The 14,570-nt window shown below is 64.3% G+C and carries 17 protein-coding genes; 6 read left to right on the forward strand and 11 right to left on the reverse strand.

The features are described from left to right. Positions 1-4: 4 nt before the first annotated feature. Positions 5-877, forward strand: coding sequence for a site-specific DNA-methyltransferase (locus J7E83_RS07350; RefSeq protein WP_214960407.1), 873 nt, complete (start codon positions 5-7; stop codon positions 875-877). A 57-nt stretch (positions 878-934) separates the two neighbouring features. Here the strand turns inward: J7E83_RS07350 and J7E83_RS07355 are convergent, their stop codons facing one another. The 3 genes from J7E83_RS07355 to J7E83_RS07365 all read right to left on the reverse strand — a co-directional run bounded on the left by J7E83_RS07355 (position 935) and on the right by J7E83_RS07365 (position 2,744). Then, positions 935-1,312: a hypothetical protein gene (locus J7E83_RS07355; RefSeq protein WP_214960409.1), complete on the reverse strand. Its 378-nt coding sequence runs from the start codon at positions 1,310-1,312 to the stop codon at positions 935-937. 128 nt (positions 1,313-1,440) lie between these two features. Then, on the reverse strand, positions 1,441-2,289 hold the full coding sequence (locus J7E83_RS07360) for a PHP domain-containing protein (protein ID WP_214960412.1): 849 nt from the start codon (positions 2,287-2,289) through the stop codon (positions 1,441-1,443). A 29-nt stretch (positions 2,290-2,318) separates the two neighbouring features. Further along, entirely contained in the window at positions 2,319-2,744 is a 426-nt protein-coding gene (locus J7E83_RS07365; RefSeq protein WP_214960414.1) for an ester cyclase, read from the reverse strand. Between the two features lie 176 nt (positions 2,745-2,920). Between J7E83_RS07365 and J7E83_RS07370 the strand changes: the two genes are divergently transcribed. After that, complete coding sequence (locus J7E83_RS07370; RefSeq protein WP_214960416.1) at positions 2,921-4,507, forward strand: aminopeptidase P family protein; 1,587 nt, start codon at positions 2,921-2,923, stop codon at positions 4,505-4,507. A gap of 96 nt (positions 4,508-4,603) precedes the next feature. On the opposite strand, the gene J7E83_RS07375 is transcribed toward J7E83_RS07370, so the two are convergent. After that, complete coding sequence (locus J7E83_RS07375; RefSeq protein WP_214960419.1) at positions 4,604-5,503, reverse strand: general stress protein; 900 nt, start codon at positions 5,501-5,503, stop codon at positions 4,604-4,606. A gap of 77 nt (positions 5,504-5,580) precedes the next feature. Here J7E83_RS07375 and J7E83_RS07380 point away from each other — a divergent pair, with 77 nt between their 5' ends. Genes J7E83_RS07380 through J7E83_RS07390 form a run of 3 tightly spaced genes read left to right on the forward strand, consistent with a single transcriptional unit; the run spans position 5,581 to position 8,715 of the window. Next, positions 5,581-6,864, forward strand: a complete 1,284-nt coding sequence (locus tag J7E83_RS07380; protein ID WP_214960421.1) for a magnesium transporter MgtE N-terminal domain-containing protein — start codon at positions 5,581-5,583, stop codon at positions 6,862-6,864. After that, positions 6,845-7,576: a DUF1003 domain-containing protein gene (locus tag J7E83_RS07385; RefSeq protein ID WP_396020505.1), complete on the forward strand. Its 732-nt coding sequence runs from the start codon at positions 6,845-6,847 to the stop codon at positions 7,574-7,576. The genes J7E83_RS07380 and J7E83_RS07385 overlap by 20 nt, the downstream gene beginning before the upstream one ends. An 11-nt stretch (positions 7,577-7,587) precedes the next feature. Next, on the forward strand, positions 7,588-8,715 hold the full coding sequence (locus J7E83_RS07390; protein WP_214960423.1) for an Mrp/NBP35 family ATP-binding protein: 1,128 nt from the start codon (positions 7,588-7,590) through the stop codon (positions 8,713-8,715). A 27-nt stretch (positions 8,716-8,742) separates the two neighbouring features. Here J7E83_RS07390 and J7E83_RS07395 read toward each other — a convergent pair whose 3' ends face one another. From J7E83_RS07395 to sigE, 3 genes are all read right to left on the reverse strand, one after another. Further along, positions 8,743-9,156, reverse strand: coding sequence for a Sec-independent protein translocase TatB (locus J7E83_RS07395; RefSeq protein ID WP_214960425.1), 414 nt, complete (start codon positions 9,154-9,156; stop codon positions 8,743-8,745). Positions 9,157-9,225: 69 nt separating this feature from the next. Then, positions 9,226-10,077: an anti-sigma factor gene (locus J7E83_RS07400; protein WP_251043480.1), complete on the reverse strand. Its 852-nt coding sequence runs from the start codon at positions 10,075-10,077 to the stop codon at positions 9,226-9,228. A gap of 8 nt (positions 10,078-10,085) precedes the next feature. Further along, positions 10,086-10,703 (reverse strand): RNA polymerase sigma factor SigE, encoded by a 618-nt coding sequence (sigE, locus tag J7E83_RS07405; protein ID WP_214960426.1) that lies wholly within the window; start codon positions 10,701-10,703, stop codon positions 10,086-10,088. Positions 10,704-10,932: 229 nt separating this feature from the next. Between sigE and J7E83_RS07410 the strand changes: the two genes are divergently transcribed. Next, the gene (locus J7E83_RS07410; protein WP_214960428.1) at positions 10,933-11,565 is read left to right on the forward strand and encodes an O-methyltransferase; all 633 of its coding nucleotides are present in this window, start codon (positions 10,933-10,935) and stop codon (positions 11,563-11,565) included. A gap of 82 nt (positions 11,566-11,647) precedes the next feature. Here the strand turns inward: J7E83_RS07410 and J7E83_RS07415 are convergent, their stop codons facing one another. From J7E83_RS07415 to J7E83_RS07430, 4 genes are all read right to left on the reverse strand, one after another. Continuing rightward, on the reverse strand, positions 11,648-11,815 hold the full coding sequence (locus tag J7E83_RS07415) for a DUF3117 domain-containing protein (RefSeq protein ID WP_009357720.1): 168 nt from the start codon (positions 11,813-11,815) through the stop codon (positions 11,648-11,650). Positions 11,816-12,046: 231 nt separating this feature from the next. After that, positions 12,047-13,252: a hypothetical protein gene (locus tag J7E83_RS07420; protein ID WP_214961081.1), complete on the reverse strand. Its 1,206-nt coding sequence runs from the start codon at positions 13,250-13,252 to the stop codon at positions 12,047-12,049. 38 nt (positions 13,253-13,290) lie between these two features. Continuing rightward, entirely contained in the window at positions 13,291-13,737 is a 447-nt protein-coding gene (locus J7E83_RS07425) for a DivIVA domain-containing protein (protein WP_214960430.1), read from the reverse strand. Between the two features lie 31 nt (positions 13,738-13,768). Then, entirely contained in the window at positions 13,769-14,554 is a 786-nt protein-coding gene (locus tag J7E83_RS07430; protein WP_214960431.1) for a TIGR00730 family Rossman fold protein, read from the reverse strand. Positions 14,555-14,570 lie beyond the last annotated feature (16 nt).

Here is a 14,570-nt window from a genome sequence, read left to right on the forward strand (position 1 = left end):
CTCAATGACTGACACTGTCTGGGCGCCGGACGGCAGCAACCTGGTGGTACACGCGGACAACGCGGAATTCCTCCCCTCGCTGCCGGACGGCGCCTTCACTCTCATCTACGTGGACCCGCCGTTCAATACGGGCAGGGCCCAACAGCGCCAGGAAACCAAAATGGTGGTCAACGCCGACGGCGCGGGCGACCGCGTCGGTTTCAAGGGGCGCTCCTACGACACGATCAAGGGTGCCCTGCACCGTTACGACGACGCCTTCAGCGACTACTGGTCCTTCCTGGAACCGCGGCTCGTCGAAGCCTGGCGGCTGCTCGCGGACGACGGGACGCTCTACCTGCACCTCGACTACCGGGAAGTGCATTACGCCAAGGTGATGCTGGATGCAATCTTCGGCCGCGAGTGCTTCCTGAACGAAATCATCTGGGCCTACGACTACGGTGCACGCGCCAAGTTCCGCTGGCCCACCAAGCACGACAACATCCTAGTGTACGTCAAGAATCCGGCCAAGTACCACTTCGACAGCGCCGAGGTGGACCGCGAGCCCTATATGGCACCCGGCCTGGTCACTCCCGCCAAGCGCGAGCTCGGCAAGCTGCCCACGGATGTCTGGTGGCACACCATCGTCTCCCCCACGGGCAAGGAAAAGACCGGCTACCCCACGCAGAAGCCGGAAGGGCTCATCCGCCGCGTGGTGGCAGCCTCAAGCAGGCCGGGCGACTGGTGCCTGGACTTCTTCGCGGGTTCGGGAACGCTCGGTGCGGTGGCGGCGAAGCTGGACCGCAGGTTTGTCTGTGTAGACCAGAACCAGCCGGCGATCGACGTGATGGCCAAGCGGCTGGGTGCCCACGCGACCTTTGCCTCGTTCCCACCCAACTAGGTCGTAGTAAGTGTCGTTTTGGGCGTCCAAAACGACACTTCGTACGACTTACTTACGTTAGGGCATCTCCCCGCAGCCGTGCATCAACTGAATCCCATGGTCGGTCTGTCGGTTGTCCAGAACCGATCCCTGGGAATCGCAGATGGCGTTGACTAACAGGGCGAAACCGGTGCCGTTCTGGTAGTTGCCACTCTGCGCGGGACCCATAGGAACTGTTCCCGGGGGCAGGAAAATCCAGTTCCCGAATTCCTGGATGAAGGCCCACTCACCCTGAAGGTGCACGTGTGCACTGAAGTCGGGGGCCGAAACGAGAATATAATCGTTGCCCGTATAGGCAGGTCGGCTGGCGTTATAACAGTCGAGGGCCTGTGCGGCTGGAGCGACAAACATCAGCGCGAACAACGCAGCGCCAACGGCAATGATTTTCCTGACCATGGTGTCTCCTCTGGTTGACGAGACCAAAACAGAAATCGCAGCCGGCGAGGCCGCTCCCACAGCAAGACCGACGATACTCCTACCGTAGGCCAAGTCAATGGATGGTCGCTGGCCCGGCAGGCTCTACTTCAGCCGCGTACCACTAAGGTTCCGGTTGCCATCTCCTCGATCCGGGCAAGCATGTCCGGAGTGGTGAGGTTTTCCCCCAGCAGGTTGGGCTTGCCTGTGCCGTGGTAATCCGAGGACCCTGTCACCAGCAACCCATGGCGGTCCGCCAGCCGGCGGAGGAACTCCCGGCCCTCCTCCGGATTGTCGCGGTGGTCGATCTCCAGGCCCGCGAGGCCGGCGTCGATCATGTCACGGTAGGTGCTCTCCCCCACGATCCTGCCGCGGGCCGAAGCTACCGGGTGGGCGAAGACAGGCACGCCTCCGGCCGCACGGACAAGCTCGACGGCGGTTGCCGGGTCGGGCGCGTAGTGCTGGACAAAGTAGCGCGAATGTGAGGTCAGGATGGAGGTGAACGCCTCCGAGCGGTCCGCGACCACGCCGGCCGCGACGAGGGCGTCGGCAATATGCGGACGCCCCAGCGTTGCACCCGGCGCCACGCGATGGATGACATCGTCCCACGTCAGCGGGAAGTCCTCCGAGAGCAGCGTCACCATACGTTCGGCGCGGGTGAGTCGGGCGTACTTGGCCTTGGTGATCTCCTCCAGCAGTCCTGGATGGGCCGGATCGTGAAGGTAGCTCAGGAGATGAACGCTGATGCCCTTTTCGGTCCGGCAGGAAACCTCCATGCCTGGGACCAGCGCCACTCCGTTGTCTATGGCGGCCAGTGAACCTTCCGTCCAGCCGTCGGTGGAGTCGTGGTCTGTCAGCGCCACGACGTCCAGGCCCGCCCGGGCGGCGGATGCCATCACATCGGCGGGTGTCTCCGTGCCGTCGGAAACATTGGAGTGGGCATGCAGGTCGATCCTCACCCATCCAGCCTAGTTCACGGGTACCGCAGTCACTCCCCGGGCAGACGGATCACGCCCAACTGTTGCATCAACCCCAGGTCATCCCTGTTTGACCAATGCTCAACGATACGCCCGCGCTCAATACGGTGGACCGCCACCGCAGTCTCGCGCAATGTGGTACCGCTGGCAGGGAGCGGGCCAGGGAGTTCGCCTTTGTGGGTGCCCGATGCTGTCAGCCGGGTCACCACCTTGTCCCCCTCCGCGACTTGGTCCTCGATCTCGTGCCGTCCCGGAGTAGCCTTCCAAAAGATGCGGAAGGCCTCCTTCAGCCCCTCCCGTCCGGCCGGCATCGCCGGAAACGGCGGATTGTGGTCAACATAGTCCTCGGCGACCAGCTCATCCATCGCGTCGATGTTGCCTGCGTCGATCTCTTCGTAGAACCGCCTGATCAGAGCCTTGTTATCGTCGGTTTCCATGGGCGTCTTCCTGTTGTCCACGGAAGCCTGACTTCTACCAGTCATTCCCCGTGGGAGGCTATCGTAGCGCCAAACCCGGTGACGCGGGAGGGGGCTCTGATCCGCAGACGTGGGGACTTTCGCTCCGGTGTTTGCTTTTGTCGCACTACCCCGGCTGCTGGTGAGACGATGGTGCCGTGAACGATGCCAAAAACACCCCTGACTCTGCTTCCCAGCCCCTCGACGAGCGCGTCAACAACCGCTCGCAGCGGCCGAGTTCCGACGCCTTCAAGGCCTTCATGGCCAGCAACTGGGCGGCCTCCAACCAGGAACTCCCGCCCCGGGACGATGTAGCCGGCCATGCCGCAACCCGGCGCAAGGCCATCTCAGAACAGTTCAAGGGCGAACGCCTGGTCATCCCAGCAGGCCCGCCGAAGGTTCGCTCCAACGACTGCGACTACCGCTTCCGCCCCCACTCCGGCTTCGCGCACCTCACCGGCCTGGGCCTGGACCACGAGCCGGACGCCGTCCTGATTCTCGAACCCGTCGCCGAAGGCACGGGCGACGGCGGCGGCCACCACCGCGCCACCCTGTACTTCCGCCCGCTGGCCGGCAGGGACACCGAACGCTTCTACGCAGACTCGAGGTCCGGCGAGTTTTGGATCGGCGCCCGTCCGACGCTTGCCGAGTTCGAAGCCCGTCTGGGCCTGGCCACCGCGCACATCGATGAACTCGAAGCTGCCATCACCAAGAACGTCGGTGCCCCGGAGATCGGCGGCATCTCCATCCGCCTGGTCCGCAAAGTGGACGAGAACATCGACGCCCTGGTGGACACGGCCCGCTACAACACGGCCAAGGATCCCGAGAACCTGGACCTCGCAGTCCTGGACGCACTGGATGAGAAACTCACCGAGGCCCTGTCCGAGCTCCGCCTCCTGAAGGATGAGTGGGAGATCGACCAGATGAAAATCGCCGTGGCCGCCACTGTTGAAGGCTTTGTGGAGGTGGTCAAGGCGCTTCCCAGGGCCCTCACGCACACACGGGGCGAGCGGGTCGTGGAGGGCGCCTTCTTTGCACGCGCCCGTGAAGTGGGCAATGAACTGGGCTATGACACCATCGCGGCCTCCGGCAACAATGCGACGGTGCTGCACTGGACCCGCAACACCGGCAAGATCAACGCCGGCGAGTTGCTGCTGCTGGATGCCGGCGTGGAGGTGGACTCGCTGTACACGGCGGACGTCACCCGGACCTTGCCGGCCAACGGCGCGTTTTCCGAGGTCCAGCGTAAAGTGTACGAGGCGGTCCTTGACGCCGCGGACGCCGGATTCGCTGCTGCCCAGCCTGGTACAAGGTTCCGCGACATCCACACGGCCGCCACCACCGTACTGGCCGAACGGCTCGCCGAGTGGGGCCTGCTTCCCGTCAGCGTCGAGGAAGCCATCAGCCCCGACGGTCAGCAACACCGGCGCTGGATGCCCCACGGCACCAGCCACCACCTTGGCCTGGATGTCCATGACTGCGCCCAGGCCAGGCGCGAGCTGTACCTCGATGGCGTGCTCACCGAGGGCATGGTGTTCACCATCGAACCCGGCCTGTATTTCAAGAACGAAGACCTCGGCATTCCCGAGGAATACCGAGGCATCGGCATCCGCATCGAGGACGACATCCTGATGACGTCCGACGGCCCGGTCAACCTCAGCGCAGCCCTGCCCCGCAAACCCGACGACGTCGAGTCCTGGATGGCGGGCATCTACCGGGAGGCCGACGACGGCGGGGCCTCCTGACCCGCAAGCGCCCCTGGCGACCGCTTGAGCGCTAACGGACAGTTGAGCCCCGTCGGGCGTCAACTGCCCGTTCGCGCTAAGGATCCAAAAGGTCAGCTAGGGCTGGTGTTCATCCCTGTTACGTTCAGAGGCTGGTTCCTGCCGTTGGACCGGCTGTCCGGTGTCCTGGGGCTTGTTGTCCTCGGTTGTCCCTGCCGCAGCGGGAGTCGGATTGTCGGAAACCCGGACGCCGTACTGCGGGCGGCCGTCGGGCAGGTCCGGATACCGGACCGCCGGCGCAGGCTGGGCCGGTCCTGCGGGCTGCTGGCCGGAGTGCCCACCAGAGGCGGGCTCGCCCTGCTCCGGGGTGCCGGGACCCTGCTGGCCGTAGGGGTCCGACCAGCCGGACGGCCGGGCAGGGCCCTGTCCTGGTGCCTGCCCTGGCTGATTGTAGGGCTGGTTCTGGTAGTCGCGCTGAGTGTACGGCCTGGGGCTGGCGGCGGCATCCGACGGGGTCATGGGCAATTGCTGGAGCAGGCGCCGCGCCTCGTGCGCAGCTTCCTGGGCGACCACTACGTCGTAGCTGGTGGCCACGACCTGGCTCGTGGAGGTGAAGTCGCGTTTTCCCCGCTGCATGGCATACGTCACGATGCCAAACAGCATAAAGAACGCCGCGCCCATAAGCACGGAGGTGAGGATAGAGAAATACCCAGGGGACGGCGCAAAGAAGGAAAGCATCACGCCGACAAACAGTCCGAACCACATGCCGCTGAGCGCCCCCGAAAGGGCAACCCGCGGATAGCTAAGGCGGCCTGTCACGCGCTCCACCATCTTTAGTTCGTTGCCCACAATGGAGACCATTTGGACGGGGAACTGTTGATCGGCAAGGTAGTCCACCGCCTTCTGGGCATCTAGGTAGGAGGTGTACGAGCCGACGGTGTCACCGGTGGGGACGGTTCGGGACTCGTCCGTACCGTTGGGGCCACCGGCCCTGGGAGCACCAAAAATGTTTGACATACCTCCATTCTTGCCCATCCGCATGTGTACCGCCTGTAAATTCAGCTAAAAGAGAGCAGACTCGGTAGCCTGTAGACGTGAGCACAAATCTTTCGCGCGTCTTCGTCGCGCGCCTTCTGGGTCTTGACGTCTTCGACCCGCTGGGTGACCGTCTGGGCCGGTTGCGCGACGTTGTGGTGCTCTCGAGGGGAACCCGCGGCGCCCCGCACGTGGTGGGCATCGTCGTCGAGGTTCCAGGCAAGAAGCGGGTCTTTGTGCCCATGACGCGGATCACCTCAATTGACCAGACGCAGATCATCTGCACCGGCCTGGTCAACCTCCGGCGGTTTGAACAGCGCGGTGCGGAGACGCTGGTGGTCGCCGAAATGTTCGACCGCCGGGTCACCCTGCGCGACGGAAGCGGTGATGCCACCATCGAGGACATCGCCATGGACCAGCTCCGGTCCCGCGACTGGTTCGTGAGCAAACTGTTCGTCCGCCGCGGCCATTCACTTTCCCCGCTCAGCCGGTTGCGCCGCAACGAGACCCTGATCATCGACTGGGCCGATGCCCTCCAGGGCCCCCGTACGGAACCGCAGGCTGCCACACAGTTCGTGGCCACACATGAGGACCTCAAGCCCGCAGACTTCGCCGAGGCACTTCAGGAGATGAGCGACAAACGGCGCTTCGAAGTTGCCAGCGAACTCCAGGATGAGCGGCTTGCCGACGTCCTGCAGGAGCTGCCAGAGGACGACCAGGTGGAGATCCTCTCCGCACTGGATGTCCAGCGCGCAGCTGATGTCCTGGAGGAGATGGATCCTGATGACGCCGCCGATCTCCTCGGTGAGCTGCCCTCCGCCCAGGCCGAGCAACTGCTTCAGCTGATGGAGCCGGAAGGCGCAGACGACGTCCGGCGGCTGCTGGAATACGACGAGGATACAGCGGGCGGCCTCATGACTCCCGTGCCCGTCATCCTGCCTCCGGAAGCGACAGTTGCCGAAGCCCTGGCCCACGTCCGGCGGGAAGAGCTTTCCCCGGCCCTCGCCTCATCCATCTTCATCTGCAGGCCTCCCCTGGAGACGCCCACGGGCCGGTTCCTGGGAGTGGTCCACATCCAGCAGCTGCTGCGCTTCCCCCCGTTCGAGCCCCTGGGTAACCTCGTGGACAAGAACCTGGAACCCTTGTCCGACCAGGCGCACATCAGCGAAGTGGCCCGGACCCTGGCGACCTACAACCTCAACTCCCTCCCTGTCGTCAACGATGCCGGCCGCCTCGTGGGAGCGGTAACTGTTGATGACGTATTGGATCACCTGTTGCCGGATGACTGGCGCGCCCATGATGGCGAGGCCCCAATCAGAAGGCTTGGAGGCCGCATTGGCTGACATCGCCCCGAAGAATCCCGGCCAGCGGAACTTGTCCAGGGCCACATCGACCGGCAGCCTGGATACGCCGCTGAGCGGACGCCAGCGCATCCTGCCAAAGTTCTCGCCCGATCCGGACGCCTTTGGCCACGCCACGGAAGGCTTCGCCCGGTTTATGGGCACCCCGCAGTTCCTCGTCTACATGACGGTGTTCGTCGTCATCTGGCTCGTCTGGAACACGTGGGCCCCGCTGGAATTACAGTTCGACTCGCGTGAACTCGGCTTTACCCTGCTGACGCTGATGCTCTCCCTGCAGGCTTCCTACGCGGCGCCGCTGCTCCTGCTGGCCCAGAACCGGCAGGACGACCGCGACCGTGTCTCGCTCCAGCAGGACCGCCAGCGGGCAGAACGCAACCTCTCCGACACGGAGTACCTGACCCGGGAGCTGGCATCACTGCGGATTGCCCTCCGCGAAGTGGCAACCCGCGACTACGTCCGAGCGGAACTCCGTTCGCTGCTTGAGGACATGCTGGAGGCGCAGGAAGAACTGCGGACCCATGATCCGTCCGGAGACGGCAGCCATGAATCGCCTCGGGACAAAGTTAAAGAGAGGCTGAAGGAAAAGCGGGACCGGCAGCGGAATCCCCGCACTCAGCAGATCCCAAGGGTCCACCCCAGCCATATCGTCCAGGACCGCGGCGGCCCGCCACAGTCCACGACCCCCGAAAGCTGAGTCCACCCTGCATGAGTGCCACCCTGGACCAGGCCGTTCACGCTGCACTGGCCACCGTTATCGATCCTGAGCTCCGCCGTCCCATCACCGAACTTGGAATGGTGGATTCCGTTGACGTTTCCGACGACGGCGAGGTCCGGCTATCCATATTGCTCACCATCGCCGGCTGTCCCCTGCGCGAAACCATCACGAGTGACTCCGAAAAGGCGCTGTCCGCGGTTCCCGGCGTCACCGCCGTCGAGGTTGAGCTGAAAGTGATGAACCAGGCGCAGCGCGATGCGCTGAAGGAGCGGCTCCGCGGCGAGGGCGGCCAGCGGGGGATCCCCTTCAACCAGCCGGGCTCACTGACCAAGGTCTTCGCAGTGGCCAGCGGCAAGGGTGGTGTGGGAAAGTCGTCCGTGACGGTCAACCTGGCATGCGCGCTGGCGGCGCAGGGGCTCCGGGTAGGCATCGTGGATGCTGACGTCTACGGTTTCTCCGTTCCGGCGCTGATGGGTATCACGCAGTCACCCACACGTGTGGATGACATGATCCTGCCGCCGGTTGCCTACGGCGTCAAAGTCATCTCGATCGGCATGTTCGTCACGGCCAACCAGCCGGTGGCCTGGCGCGGGCCCATGCTGCACCGCGCCCTGGAGCAGTTCCTGACCGACGTCTACTTCGGCGACCTCGATGCCCTGTTCCTTGATCTTCCGCCGGGAACCGGCGACATCGCCATCTCAGTGGCCCAGCTGCTGCCGAAGGCCGAGATACTGGTAGTCACCACGCCCCAGGCGGCAGCGGCCGACGTCGCGGAACGCGCCGGGGCCATAGCCACCCAGACAGGGCAGTCCGTGGCGGGGGTTATCGAGAACATGTCGTACCTGGAAATGCCCGACGGCGGCAGGATGGAGCTGTTCGGAAGCGGCGGCGGGGCGATCCTCGCCGAAAGGCTCACGGCAACGGTGGGTGCCGCCGTGCCATTGTTGGGACAGATTCCGCTGGATATCCTGTTGCGTGAAGGCGGGGACGCAGGTTCCCCTATCGTCCTGGGGCGGCCTGAGACACCGGCCGCGCTGGCGCTGAGTGAAATTGCGGGGAGACTGGCTGCCAAACCACGCGGCCTGACAGGAATGAAGCTGGGACTGCAGCCGCGCTGAACGGTGGCGCTTTAAGGCCGCTGGGCCCTACGTGGCTTCCGTGTCGAAAGGGGCAACATCGCCCGCCGCCAGTCGCTGAAGAACCCTTTCAGGACGGGAGTGGTCGGCTGTCCCCCCGGCCGCAACGGCTGCCGCGCCGGACACTGCCGCCACGGCGGCCGGGGAGCCCGGGCTGACAGGCTTGGTATCGTCGTCGAGCAGCGCTTCCTTGATGATGCGGCGAGGATCGTACTGGCGGGGGTCGTATTTCTTCCAGTCGACATCGTCGATGTCGATCCCCACCTCCTCCTTGATCTGCTCCCGTGCACCGGAGGCCATGCGCCGGACTTCCTTCACCAGATTCGCGAGCTTCTGGGTGTATTCGGGCAGCCGCTTGGGACCGATCACGAGGATGCCGATGATCAGCAGAAGAAAGAACTCCGGGCCGTTGATTCCAAACACTTTAGGAAGATTACCCTCTCCGGCGTGCCGCTGACGATTCGTGCGGAACCGTGGCGGAAACAGTAATGATCAAGGCGTCAGCATTTGCGCAATTTTACGGATTCCGCGCTGTAGCCGGTCGCCCAGGGATTCGTCCGGGGCGCCGGACTGAGCCGCTGCAGGCTCCACAGTGACGCCGGTGTTGATCCCTTCGGCAGCGAGGGCGCTGAGCTCCTTCAGGAGGGGAATGGCGTCGTCCGCCTGTTCCGCCGGGAGGTCGGATTTATACGTCAACGTCCCCGCAGGAGTCTGGTAGGTGGCTGTCCATGGCTCGGAACTGCTGATCCGCAGTTCCCCGTCAGCGGCCGGCTGGCCGGCTTCACTGTGCTGTTCAAGGACCGTGGCGTAGTGCTGGCCGTCCCACAGCTGCAGTTCCACAGCGGGCCGGCCCTGGACCGTGGTGGTCCTGGCTGACTGGACGTGGAATCCCAGGGACCCCAGCTCCGGGCAGACCCAGCCCTCAGAGCGGAGTTGTGTCAGCTGGGCCTCGCTCAGCTGCCTGCCATCGGCAGGAAGCTGCGCCGTGTGCTGCGCGAGGCTGCCGGCAAAGGCGTCTCGCGCCACGGGGACGTTGTCTCCTGCAAGGGCGAACGCGCCGACGGCGAGTACTCCTGCTGCGGCGGCCGTTCCTCCGGCCGTGAAGGCAAGGACCCTGGCCGCACGGTGCTGTCCAGGGGCGGGCGCCGGAGAAGCTGCGGCCAGCATTTCTGTGTGGGCCAACAGCCGCGCCGTAAGGTCCTGGCTGGCCGGCGGAACCGCGGCGTCACGGAGCCGTTCAATGTATTGGCGTTCCCGGTTCACGGCCGCGGCACATTCTGCACACGATCGCACGTGGCTGGCGCCGCGGTGATGCCTGCGGCCAAAGAGTTCGTGGGGCGTCATGGGGCCGATCAGAGAATGCCGGCGATACGTGGCATCGAAAGCTTCGGCTTCCGCGACTGCTGCGGCCGGGGATCACGGTGGGCAAGTTTTTCGCGGAGCATGGTCCGGCCCCGGTGGATGCGTGAACGTACAGTTCCGAGCTTGACGTCCAGGGCGGCAGCCACCTCGTCGTAGGACAACCCTTCCAGGTCGCAAAGCACCACGGCAGCCCGGAAGTCGGGCGGCAGTTCCTCCAAGGCAGCCTGGACATCCAGGTCAAGGTTGTTCAGCTCAAAGCTCTGCTCCGGCCCCGGTTCCCGCCCCGGGATGCGGGATTCCGCGTCCTCCGCCAAGGCATCGAACCGGATGCGGCTCTTCCGCCGGGCCTGGTCCAGGAAGAGGTTGGTCGTGATGCGGTGCAGCCAGCCGTCAAGGGTTCCGGGCTTGAAGTTCTCCAGCGAACGGAACACCCGGACGAATACCTCTTGGGTGAGGTCCTCGGCGTCGAACTTGTTTCCGGTCAGGCGGTAGGCCAGGCGGTAGACCTTGGCGGAGTGGTTGGCCACTACTTCTTCCCAGGTGGGCCTGACCCATTCAGCCGCGGAATCTTGTGCTGCAGCGACAGGTGCCACAACTGATGCTGACATCGTCCGCTCCCCTCGTGGATTGCTAACGCCCGGATACTGTTGACATCTCTGGTTCGGCGCCGATCACCACATGGATGAGCGGATAACCATCATTTCAAATTTCGCTGGGAATTACCTGACCGGGGACGCAATTTTTGCCAAGGGCGCAACCCTTTATCTTCCCCGGTGGCACCCCGCGACCCAGTAGGCTGTATGAAACACTCCCCTGCCGCCCAGAAAGCGAATCACCATGAGCGCCGACAAGTCCACGAGCTGGTCCTATGCAGAAGATCTGCCCGCTGAGGATGAAGTCATGCTTCGGGCACGGGAGCGCTCGTTCGAGCTGGGCGTGACGCCCGTCGGCCCCGGCGTCGGCGCAATCCTGACTGTCCTGGCCGCGGCATCCAAAGCCCAGACCGCCGTGGAAATCGGAACAGGGGCCGGCGTCTCCGGCGTCTGCATCCTGCGTGGTCTGGGCCCCCAGGCCGTCCTGACGACCATCGATGTGGATGTTGAACACCTGAAGGCTGCCCGGGAGGCATTTTCAGAGGCGGGAAGCCCGGCAAACCGAACCCGGACCATTTCAGGCCGTGCGGGCGATGTCCTGCCCCGTCTTACCGATGCGGCCTACGACCTGGTCCTCATTGACGCTGACAAGCCCGGCCTGCCGGGTTACGTGGAACAGGCCATCCGGCTCCTCAAGAGGGGCGGGCTGCTCATCATCAATGACGCCCTGGACAAGGATCGCGTGGCCAACCCTGCCGACAGGGAGGCCAGCACCGTGGTGCTCCGTCAGGTGGGCAAGACCATCCGCGACGACGACCGCCTTGCATCGGCCATGCTCCCCACTGGCGACGGCCTGCTGGTAGCCGTTAAGAAATAGGGCCTGACCTCAAAACAGGTCAGGGTCCGCAGCCCTGAGGCTGCGGACCCTACCCAAACCCAGCAGTATTACTTGGTAACGATTATTCGGTAACGCCGACGAGGCATTCCTTGAGGTTGGCCGCTTCCGCAGCGTTGAGTTCGACCACAAGCCGTCCGCCGCCTTCGAGCGGCACACGCATGATAAGGCTGCGGCCCTCTTTGGTGACTTCCATAGGGCCGTCGCCGGTGCGTGGTTTCATAGCCGCCATGAGGAATTCCCCTCCATTTAGTCCCAGGACATATCAGCCCGGACGGGCTGTGTCCGCATGGTCAATCAAGCCGCTATGGGAGCCCGAGGGCGCCGCCGTGGCTGAACATCTTCTGAATGCCTTTGTCCTTGCTTGCTTACTATTATCCCGTAATTACCCGTACGTAGCTAATCGATGGACATTTCCGGCCGCGTCGGATTAATGCGCAATGCCGCGGAGTACCGCCCCTGACTAGGGCGGATAATCACCCCCGCCGGGCAGTTGGGCCCAGGCCCAGAGCCAGACGATCCAAACGAGCTGGAGCAGCACAAACATCGTAAGGACGGTGCCGCGGTAGGCCCGGGAGCGGGACAGGAGGGCCGCGCCGAGTGCCAGCGGAAACAGCGGAAGCAGCATGCGGAACGTACTGGTCTGGGGGTGCAGGAAAACCAGGAGGTAGCCCATATAGCAGGCGCACCACAGCCGCATCTCCACGCCCAGCCTGACCACCGGCGGCAGGAAGAGCATCATTCCGAAAAGTCCTGCGAAGACGAACGGCGCCAGCACTCCAAGCACCGGGCCGAAGAGCTGGATTCCTGTATCAAACCACGGTTTGAAGGGCACCAGATCGTGGCCGCGCCACACGGTCTCCGTCTTGGTGTAGGCCGCGATGTCGCCGGTCGCGGCCCACGCGACCACCGGCCAGATAAGGGCGGACGCCCCGCTGAAGGCAGTGAGGCCTGCGAGGCCGGCCAGCTCACGGGGGCTGTGGCTATGCTCCCCCCTTCCGAGGCTGCGTTGCACCAGCCGGCAAAGAAGAAGAAGTCCCACCATGGCGGCAAAAGGAACACCCACGGGCCGCGAAAGGCACATCAGCAGCACCGCCGGCATGGCCCAGAGGTACTGGCGCCGGACCACCAGTAACAAGGCCGTTCCCAGAAGGAGGATGGTCAGGGGCTCAGCGTACGGAACCTGCAGAATGGCCGAGACCGGAAAAGTCGCAAAAAAGGCAACACCCCACAGTGCCGGCGCATGGGCCGCCTTAAGCCGGAAGAGGCTGTAGGCAATCAAAGCCGCCCCCAGACCGGACAGCATCGCGATGACAGTCAGTGAGACGGCAGGAGTAAGACCCGTGACCGCCCCCAGGACACGGGCGAGGGCAGGGAACAGCGGATAGAACGCCCACGTGTTCTCCTGCACGTTGCCAGCGTCGTCCACCGGGAGTACCGCGGGGTAGCCGTTGGCGACGACCTCCGCGTACCACCGTGCGTCCCAGATATTGATGAAGTTCCAGTAATCGGGCTTGGCTGGGAACCAGGGGTTGGGCCCCTGCTGCAGGGCCGCTGCCATGAAGATGCAGGCACTGACCAGCCTGGCGCCGAGGTAGAGCGCTCCGACCTGGAGCCACCATGGCCATCGGCGAACCGCATCGCCGGCCCGCCCGGCGAGGCCCGTCATCCACACTGGCAACCCGGCGCGGTTATGGGTCGCCGTACTCAAACTTCACCCTCCGCCCCGCTTGGGTCAGTCTTCGCAGTGCTTCCCTCGGGCTCCGGTTCAGCAACCGGCAACGCGGCCGCCCGGGGGCGTTCGGCTTCAAGTAGTCGTATCCGCAGCCGCTCCATTTCCTCTTGATTCGCCGCCAGCTGGTCCCGGAGTTCGTCCAGTACCTGGTCCACCTGGTCCATCCGGTATCCGCGGAGGCCAAGGGAGAAACGGATCCTGTCGACGTCGTCCGGCGCCGCTTCCGCGGGCAGCAAGACAGGAGGAAGGTTCGCCACGGGCTGATCGAATCCGCCGTACAAAAGGCTGCCGGCCTTGAGTCGGTCGTTCTGGACGTCAGCGGAAGGGCCGCGCCGGAAAATGCGGCGGCGGCGGCCGGCGCCGGCCCACACGGTGGCGCCGATCAGCACGATGGCAAGGAAAACCAGGAAAAAGCTCACAGCACCCATCGTGCCAGATAAGGACGCACCTCTACTCGGGCCGCTGCTCGCCGTTCGTTGAGGGTGCCCTGACCGTGGCATGGAGCACCAGGTCCACCGCTTCGGCAGGATCGTCCACGAGCTGGATCAGATCCAGGTCCTTTTCCGAAACCATGCCTTCAGCAACCAACGTGCCCCTGATCCACTCGATCATCGGCCCCCAGAAAGAAATGCCAAGCAGCACAATCGGGAACGACGTCACCTTCCGTGTCTGGACCAGCACCATGGCCTCAAAGAGCTCATCCAGCGTACCCAGCCCGCCGGGCAGGACGATAAACCCCTGGGCGTACTTGACGAACATGGTCTTGCGGGCGAAGAAGTAGCGGAAGTTGATACCAAGGTCCACCCATTGGTTGAGGCCCTGCTCGAAGGGCAATTCAATACCCAGCCCCACGGATACGCCGTTGCCTTCCACCGTTCCCCTGTTGGCCGCTTCCATGGAGCCCGGGCCGCCTCCGGTGATGACAGCAACACCGGCCGCGGCCAGTTTCCTGCCCACCTCGACGCCCATCTCGTAGTACGGGCTGCCGGGCTTTGTCCTGGCCGAGCCGAAGACGCTGACCGCGGGACCCAGGTCCGCAAGCGCCCCGAACCCTTCAACGAACTCGCTCTGGATGCGCAGGACACGCCAGGGATCTGTGTGGACGAACTGCCCGGGGCCCTTGGAATCGAGCAAATGCTGATCCGACATTTCCACGGCCGCCTGTTTGCGACGGAGTTCAAGGGGACCCTTACGGCGCGGCTGGGAAGTTTTGGCCGGATCTGCGTTGATGCTCATCCCCCAAGGCTAGCGC

The organism is Arthrobacter sp. ISL-48 (assembly GCF_018613805.1).
GTDB lineage: Bacteria > Actinomycetota > Actinomycetes > Actinomycetales > Micrococcaceae > Arthrobacter.